Source organism: Lentzea waywayandensis (assembly GCF_900115955.1).
Taxonomy (GTDB): domain Bacteria; phylum Actinomycetota; class Actinomycetes; order Mycobacteriales; family Pseudonocardiaceae; genus Lentzea; species Lentzea waywayandensis.
Window position 1 is genome coordinate 23,725 of record NZ_FOYL01000006.1, and the last position, 6,109, is coordinate 29,833.

General features: G+C 69.2%; 7 protein-coding genes. 6 read left to right on the top strand and 1 reads right to left on the bottom strand.

What is annotated here, in order from left to right; all coding sequences use genetic code 11:
* Positions 1 to 141 precede the first annotated feature (141 nt).
* Positions 142 to 615, top strand: coding sequence for an RDD family protein (locus BM417_RS23250; protein WP_093598182.1), 474 nt, complete (start codon positions 142 to 144; stop codon positions 613 to 615).
* 75 nt (positions 616 to 690) lie between these two features.
* Here BM417_RS23250 and BM417_RS23255 read toward each other — a convergent pair whose 3' ends face one another.
* Positions 691 to 1,422, bottom strand: a complete 732-nt coding sequence (locus BM417_RS23255) for a DUF4191 domain-containing protein (protein ID WP_093598185.1) — start codon at positions 1,420 to 1,422, stop codon at positions 691 to 693.
* A gap of 63 nt (positions 1,423 to 1,485) precedes the next feature.
* Here BM417_RS23255 and BM417_RS23260 point away from each other — a divergent pair, with 63 nt between their 5' ends.
* The 5 genes from BM417_RS23260 (at position 1,486) to BM417_RS47880 (ending at position 5,720) form a co-directional block, all read left to right on the top strand.
* Entirely contained in the window at positions 1,486 to 3,555 is a 2,070-nt protein-coding gene (locus tag BM417_RS23260; RefSeq protein WP_093598187.1) for an ATP-dependent DNA helicase UvrD2, read from the top strand.
* 147 nt (positions 3,556 to 3,702) lie between these two features.
* Positions 3,703 to 3,975, top strand: a complete 273-nt coding sequence (locus tag BM417_RS23265) for a hypothetical protein (protein ID WP_093598190.1) — start codon at positions 3,703 to 3,705, stop codon at positions 3,973 to 3,975.
* Between the two features lie 98 nt (positions 3,976 to 4,073).
* Entirely contained in the window at positions 4,074 to 4,394 is a 321-nt protein-coding gene (locus tag BM417_RS23270) for a WhiB family transcriptional regulator (protein ID WP_093598193.1), read from the top strand.
* A 286-nt stretch (positions 4,395 to 4,680) separates the two neighbouring features.
* Positions 4,681 to 5,553, top strand: a complete 873-nt coding sequence (locus BM417_RS23275) for a class I SAM-dependent methyltransferase (RefSeq protein ID WP_245822119.1) — start codon at positions 4,681 to 4,683, stop codon at positions 5,551 to 5,553.
* Entirely contained in the window at positions 5,550 to 5,720 is a 171-nt protein-coding gene (locus BM417_RS47880; RefSeq protein WP_093598196.1) for a hypothetical protein, read from the top strand. Before BM417_RS23275 ends, BM417_RS47880 begins: the two co-directional genes overlap by 4 nt.
* The last annotated feature ends 389 nt before the right edge of the window (positions 5,721 to 6,109 follow it).

Consider the following 6,109-nt stretch of genomic DNA (forward strand, 5'->3'; position numbering starts at 1 on the left):
GGCTGGTCATCAGGAGGGACCGTATGCGGGCGGTGTTGCCCGTCCGTCACTCCGATGTTTCGCCAGTGTTAACGGGGCTGCTCAACAGGGCAAGACGACCTGCCCGTGCTCACCCGTTGAGCACGGCTTTACTCTGTTGAGGTGAGCAGGTGGACCGGTTCGTGGCTGTCTGGACCTAATTCGGTGCTGTCACCGGGTGACGACTCGAACGACGGCACGCAACAGCGCTGGCGAGGCGAGCGGCACGGCTTCCCCGAGAAGGGGCCGGGCTCCATCGCCTCCATCGGACGGCGCACGTTCGCCATCTTCGTCGACTTCCTGCTGTCGGCCGGCGTCGCGGCCGTGTTCACCCAGCCTGACCTGCCCAAGAACTGGAGCCTACTGGCCTGGTTCGTGATCACCGTGGTCGCGGTGGCGTTCTTCGGGTTCACGCCGGGGCACGCGCTGCTCGGGCTGCGGGTGGCGCGGATCGACGGCAAGACGTTCGTGCACCTGCCGCGCGCCCTGCTGCGCACCGTGCTCATCTTCCCGCTGATTCCGGCGCTGGTCTGGGACGCGGACGGCCGCTGCCTGCACGACAAGGCCGCGGGCACCGTCGTAATCAAGGTTCGCTAGCTCTGCTCGAACGTGAAGAGGCCCGCCGCACGAGATGTGCGGCGGGCCTCTTTGTGCTGGTGGGAGCGGGTCCGGTCAGCCCCGGCGGCGCATGGCGCGCTGGACGTTGCGCATCTTGGCGCCCGCCGGCATCGGGCCCTTGGGCAGTGCGGCGCCGCGGCTGGCCAGTGCGGCGAGGCGGGTCTCGAGCGTGTCGACCTGGGCGGCCGTGATGTTGCGCGGCAGCTTCATCAGCTTCGACTGGAGCTTCTTCAGCGGGACCTGGCCCTCTTCGGTGCCGATGATGAAGTCGTAGATCGGGGTCTCGCCGACGACGCGGGAGATGCGCTTCTTCTCCTGCGCGAGCAGCGGCTTCACCCGTTGCGGGGCGCCTTCGGCGACCAGGACGACGCCCGGCCGGCCCAGCACGCGGTGCACGGCGTCGAGCTGCGTGGTGCCCGCGACGGCGGGGGTGACGCGCCAGCGGCCGCGCAGGTTCTCCAGGGCCCAGGCGCCCGCGCCCGGCTGGCCGTCCGCCTTGCGGAAGACGTTGCTCTGCACGCGGCGGCCGAAGATGATCACGGCCAGCAGCGCGCCGATCGCGACGCCCAGCGGCACGAACATCCAGACCGCGTTGAAGACGATGCCCAGGACCACGGCGATCGCGGTGACGCCCAGCAGGGCGCCCAGCATCATCGGGATCAGCGCCTTGTCCTCGCGGCGCTGCATCTTGAACGCCTCGAAGATCTGCTTGCGCCGTTCGCGTGAGGCCGCGCGGCGAGCCTTCGCCGCTTCCTTAGCCGCCGCCTTGTCCTGCTTACCAGCCATGCTGACCAGGATACGGCGCGCTGGTCTCGGAGTTGCATCGGCCGTCTGCGAGACTGCCGGGCTATGGACGCGTTGCTGGAGGGTCTTGATCCGGAACAGCGTGCGGCGGTCGAGGCCCCTCGTGGCCCCGTGTGCGTGCTCGCGGGCGCCGGTACCGGCAAAACGCGCACCATCACGCACCGCATCGCCTATCTGTGCCAACGCGGTCACGTCGCTCCCACGCAGGTCCTCGCCGTCACGTTCACCAAGCGTGCCGCAGGGGAGATGCGCACACGTTTGCGCTCTCTGGACGTGCACGGCGCACAGGCCGTGACGTTCCACGCCGCCGCTTCACGCCAGCTGCGCTACTTCTGGCCGCGCGTCATCGGCGGTCCGCGCTGGGAGCTGGTCGACCAGAAGATCCGCGTCGTCGCCCGCGCCGCGTCCCGGCTGGGACTGCCGACGGAACCGGACGCGCTGCGCGACCTCACCAGCGAGATCGAGTGGGCGAAGGCGTCGCTGCTGACGCCGGAGGACTACCCGGTCGCCGCCGCTCGCGCCGCGCGGGACATCCCGGCGCCCGCCGAACAGATCATGAAGCTCTACACGACCTACGAGCAGCTCAAGAACGAGGCGCAGCTGCTCGACTTCGACGACCTGCTGCTCTACACGGCCGGCGCGCTGGAGGACAACGCCGAGGTCGCGCAGGAGTTCCGCGACCGCTACCGCTGCTTCGTCGTGGACGAGTACCAGGACGTGACGCCGTTGCAGCAGCGCGTGCTCGACTCGTGGCTGGGCAATCGCGACGACCTGACCGTGGTCGGCGACGCGAACCAGACCATCTACTCGTTCGCGGGCGCCTCGCCGCAGCCGCTGCTCAACTTCGGGCGGAGGTTCCCCGAGGCGGTCGTCGTGCGGCTGGAGCGCGACTACCGGTCGACACCGCAGGTCGTGGAACTGGCCAACGACACGATCAAGTGGGCGCGCGGGCGTCCCGCCGGCTCGCGGCTTCAGCTGATCGGGCAGCGGCCGGACGGGCCGAAGCCGCGGTTCCACGAGTTCGACGACGAGCCGAGCGAGGCCGACGCCGTCGCGGGCCGCGTCAAGACGCTGCTGGACGAGGGCGTCGCGGCGTCCGAGATCGCGATCCTCTACCGCGTCAACGCGCAGTCCGAGGTGTACGAGCAGGCGCTCGCCGGGCTCGGTATCCCGTACCTGGTGCGCGGGGGCGAGCGCTTCTTCGAGCGCGCCGAGGTGCGCCAGGCGATGATCACGCTGCGCTCGTCGGGCGAGGTTTCGGGGAGCCTGCCCGAGGTCGTCCGCTCGGTGCTGCACCGCGTCGGGCTCACCGACGAGCCGCCGACCGGTGGCACCGCGCGTGAACGCTGGGAGTCGTTGCTCGCGCTGGTCGAGCTCGCCGAGGAGTTCGCCGTCACCGCTCCCGACGCCGACCTGCCGCGGTTCTGCGTGGAACTGGACATGCGGGCCGAGGCGCAGCACCCGCCGACGGTCGAAGGCGTGACCCTGGCGTCGCTGCACGCGTCGAAGGGCCTCGAGTGGGACGCCGTGTTCCTCGTCGGGCTGGTCGAGGGCACGATGCCGATCCAGTACGCCGACGGCGACGACGCGAAGATCGAAGAAGAACGCCGCCTTCTGTACGTAGGTGTCACGCGCGCGCGTGAGCACATCTGGTTGTCGTGGGCGCTGGCGCGCGCGGCTGGTGGGCGCAAGTACCGCCGCCGTTCGCGGTTCCTCTACAACCTCGTTCCGGAGAACCACCCGGCCGCGCGGGTATCCGCAGGCGCGCAGCGCCCTCCTCTCATGAAGAAGGAGAAGCCGACCTGCCGGGTGTGCGCGTCGACGCTGGTCGAGGCGCAGGCCGTCAAGCTCGGCCGATGCAGGTCCTGCCCGTCCGATGTGGACGAAGAGCTGCTCGAGTCGCTGCGCCAGTGGCGTGCGGGACGGGCGCGGGAGCTGAAGGTGCCCGCGTACGTCGTCTTCACCGACGCGACCCTGGTGGCGATCGCGGAGCAGCGACCCACGGATTCGGCCGGACTTGTCGCGATCTCGGGCATCGGCGCCTCGAAGCTTGATAAGTTCGGCGATGACGTGTTGGGCCTGGTCCGAGCCGGTGTCGGATACTCCGCCACCTGATCGGGACAAGTTTCGTTAAATAGGTTGCGAGCCCCTGGGACGGGGTCATAACCTGCTCATGCCGGGTCCGGAGGACCCGTCTGGGGAAGAAGAACTACTACTAGCTCTCAACTGCAGAGCTCTCTCGCTTGGAGGAGGTGGCCCGTTGTGAAGATCTTCAGCATCTCGCGCGCGCTCGGCCTCCCGTTGACCGAGGGCATCTGCACGTCCGCATCCGCTCAGGCCATGTGGCACACCTCTGCCCACAAGCCAGTGGCACTGCTCGGCCGTGAGCGGGGCACCGCTCTGCGCGGCACCGCTCTGACTGTCGCCGAACTGGGCAGCGAGCAGCCGATCGCGCTGCCGGTCATCGATGACGTCGACAACTACACGAATGCGCTGTCCGCGCATCAAGTGAGAAGGCTCCTGCCGACCCCATAGAGGGTCGAAGGACCACCAGGCTCACGAAAGCCGCGGACTCGCCAAGAGTCCGCGGCTTTCGTGTTTTTTGCTGTACCCCACACAAGGAGAAAACCCTGATGTTGACCGCGACTGTCCCGCTCACGGGCGAGACACTTCCGGACCTCGCGGAGGGGCTGGACATCCCCTGCCGCACCCACAACCCCGACCTCTGGTTCGCTGACGCGCCTGCTGACCTCGAGAAGGCGAAGTCCTTCTGCGGGACCTGCCCGGTCCTCGCGGAGTGCCTCGCCGGCGCGATCGCACGTCACGAGCCGTGGGGCGTCTGGGGTGGAGAGATCTTCGAGCGCGGTGTCGTCATCGCGCGGAAGCGGCCGCGTGGCCGTCCGCGCAAGGACGCGACCGTTGTCACTGCCAGCAAGACGGAGGCGGCGGCGTGAACACCGTGCAGCTCAACCACAGCGCAATGCCCGCCTACCTGAACGAGGGCCTGACACCCATGTCTCTGAATGAAGAACTCGTGCGAATACGAATACAAGAAGCCCAGAGGTTCGCTGAAGAGCAACGCCTGGCGAACCGCCTCGCGTCAGCGCAACGTTGGCGCAGGTTGTCGCGATGGGCGGGACGCAGAGCGGCTCGCTTCGACCTCTGACAGTCTCGAGCTGAGGCCGTCATCCACGAGAAGGTGGATGGCGGCCTCGGCCGTTCCTCCGTACCGTTCCCTTTGTGCCGCACCACACTCACGACGGAATCGACTGGTCCGCCCGCCTCCACGCGATGAGGCGCTACGGCTCGCTGCAGGCTGAGGCGTTGACCTCGGTCGCGCGCAGGCTCGTCGCCCCACTACCGGACTCGCCGGTGGTGATGGACGTCGGCTGCGGCGCCGGCTCCATGAGCGTGCCGCTCGTCTCGGCCCTGCGCGAGCACGGCGGAGGCGTCCTCGTGCTGGTAGACGCCACGCCCGAACTGCTGGACGCGGCCTGCGCCGCGGCCCGCACCGAGGGCGACGGCATCGTCACGGTGAAGCCCGTGCTCGCGGACCTCGCCGCGGAAGACCCGCTGTCGTTCGCCGGCCCGGTCGAGCTCATCTGGGGCTCGCGGGTGATCCACCACCTCCCTGATCAGTTGCGCGGAGTGAAACGCCTGGTAGAAGCCTTGGCTCCCGGCGGCTGGCTGGCACTCGCGGAAGGCGGCCTCGAAACCCGCTTCCTCCCGTGGGACCTCGGCGTCGGCTCACCCGGCCTCCAGGACCGCATGGCCGCCGCCCGCGCGTCGTGGTTCACGTCGATGCGCGAGAACATGACGGGCTCCGTCCGCCTGCCGGTCGGCTGGAACGTGGCCCTGGCCGACGCGGGCCTCGGCGAGATCAGCGCCTTCAGCTTCGTGGTCGACCACCCGGCCCCGGCCAAACAACTCGTCCGCGACTGGGCGGTCGACCGCCTGACCTGGCTGTCCGAGATCACCGGCCCGCACCTGCACCCGGCCGACCGCGACGCGCTGCGCCGCCTGCTCAACCCCTCCGACTCGGAGTACGCGGGCGCCCGCGAGGACGTGTTCCTGCTGGAGACCGACACCGTTCACGTGGGACGGCGCCGGTGACCGCCTGCCACAGATGCGGGCGGCTGCGTTCCTCCGTTTCCGACCTGGAGTTCCTGGCCTGGTCGTCCGAGCGGACCGGTAGCTCGATCCGGTGGTTGTGTCAGGTGTGCTCGAAGACCCACGTCCGGGACATCGAGGGCAAGCTGCCGGACGAGTACTGGCGCTGACTCACCTGGGTTCGCGGATCGCGCGAGGGGTGAGGTGGCTGGAGGCCTGTGGGTGTGGGCGGTCGGGTACGCGTCCGGCGTGAGCGCCCGGCTCGGGTTCCGGTCTGTGCCGGCTCGCGTGACAGTCGTTGGTGAATGTCGTCCGTTGGACGTGCGGGATGAGGCTGCCTCCGGTGTCTGATTGGGCGCTCGCGAGGCGCCCGGCATGTTGTCTGACCTGCGGTGTCAGGGTGTGGTGATGGCCGGTGGTCCGACCGGGCGGGGTTGGTGTGGGGGATCGCGCGGTGGGTGAGGTGGCTGGAGGCCCGTGGGAGCAGGCGGCGCCGAGCATGTCGTCTGACCTGCGGTGTCAGGGGTGTGGTGATGGTCGGCGGTCCGACCGGGCGGGG